The 1,635-nt window shown below is 35.0% G+C and carries 2 protein-coding genes and 1 rRNA gene; all 3 read right to left on the bottom strand.

Going from position 1 to position 1,635, the window contains the following annotated elements:
* Positions 1 to 91: 91 nt before the first annotated feature.
* Complete coding sequence (locus JMX98_RS13785; protein ID WP_201587393.1) at positions 92 to 529, bottom strand: hypothetical protein; 438 nt, start codon at positions 527 to 529, stop codon at positions 92 to 94.
* Positions 530 to 549: 20 nt separating this feature from the next.
* Positions 550 to 1,380: a TIGR02391 family protein gene (locus JMX98_RS13790; protein WP_201587395.1), complete on the bottom strand. Its 831-nt coding sequence runs from the start codon at positions 1,378 to 1,380 to the stop codon at positions 550 to 552.
* A 112-nt stretch (positions 1,381 to 1,492) separates the two neighbouring features.
* Positions 1,493 to 1,607 (bottom strand): 5S ribosomal RNA (rrf, locus tag JMX98_RS13795).
* Positions 1,608 to 1,635: the final 28 nt, after the last annotated feature.

Genomic DNA, 1,635 nt, shown 5'->3' on the forward strand with positions numbered 1-1,635 from the left:
GTCATCAAAGCTTTTCATGCTGCTAGCCATTTGCTGGGCAAGTTTTTTAAGGTCGGTTTGCTTAGTCATTGCTTATTCTCCGGTTAGTGGATTATAAGCAGTTACACAAAGTTTGGGAAACTCTCAAATATAATGGTTCTTTGTAAAGTCTTTCTAATCTAATTTCTAAAACTTGAATCGTTTTATATACATCGGCTTTTTTACTTTCATTCTTAAAATGCAAAACTTGTTCTTGTGCAGCTAATCTAGATTGAGCTATTTCATCTCTAGTAGCTTCTAATTCACGATTTTGAAGAATAATTGTAATAAGAAGTGCCAGTAAAGCAAAAAAACTTAATATTGGGTTCAAAGTTCCGCCAACAAAATCACCGAATGTTCCCCAATACTCAGGTTGCGATGTGAATTTTCCATTAAAATTTGAAAAGTACAGTATGAAGACAGCAGCCATTACCACTATAGCTGATATAAAAATTTTAAATAATACGCTAATCAGTTTACTAGATGTCATTGTCTGAATTTTATTCTTCAATTAAATCCTTCCTTTTAAATTTAAGATTTTCTTACAACTGCTTTACTTTCTAAAATGAATAACTGGTTTATTAGCATGAATTCTCGAATTTCGTCGCTTAGATTATGTTTAGGTTCTTGATGTGCCCGATTATTACGATAAGCCATAAAAACACCATTAAATAAAGAAGCCCTTCCTTTAGATTCGCCTGACTCTAAGTTCTCCCAATACAAAACCGAATTATCACCTTGAAAGGCTTTTGCAAACAGCTTAGTGCTACTTTCGTTACTTAAACCAGTACGCTCTCTGACGATATCTTCAATTTTTCGGTATCCGCTCATTATTGCGTTATCTGGATTTGTTTCAAACTCCAGTGCTAGCTTAATAAGACGTTTATCAAGTAAAGCCATAGGAATAGTAAGAGGAAACTCACTAAAAATATTAAGTTCACGTTCCTTGTAAAGGTAAGCAGAATCATGCCATCTAGCAGGACGCACTGGCTTTATACTATTGATATATTCCAAATCTTTCACACTTAAACTTGAATTACATATACGTTCAAAAATTGATTTTGAAATAATGTATTCATTAATATTATCTGTATAGTTCCGCAGTAAATTTAACACGAATGCATATCCTTTTGGCCCTTCTCCGTTATAACCTGAAGCAAAACCACCTTTAATGACTGTCTGAATATCATACTCAAGGGTTAGCAATAAGGCATGAGCTTTTGAATAAGGCTCTTCAAAAGTAAGTATTTTGACTTCATGTATTTTTTCGCCAGCATGAATTAGGTTTATAACTGCTTTTTTACATTCTTGCGTAATACCACTTTCACCTAAGTATTGAATACCTGCTAATTTAGCCTTCACTATTGCTCCTCAGTCATTAACCTAAGAAAGAATATAATAGTTTTTGGTAGAAATATACAGACAAAAAAAGCCCCCTTAACAATTAAGTTAAGGGGGCTTTTAGGGAATAGGGAGCTGACGATGACCTACTCTCACATGGCCGGAGCCACACTACCATTGGCGCAACGATGTTTCACTTCTGAGTTCGGGAAGGGATCAGGTGGTGCCATCGTGCTATTGTCGTCAGCAAAGGGGGTTAGATATGAGTCTGTGCTA

The sequence above is a fragment of the Psychrobacter sp. HII-4 genome (genome assembly GCF_904846595.1).
Taxonomy (GTDB): domain Bacteria; phylum Pseudomonadota; class Gammaproteobacteria; order Pseudomonadales; family Moraxellaceae; genus Psychrobacter; species Psychrobacter celer.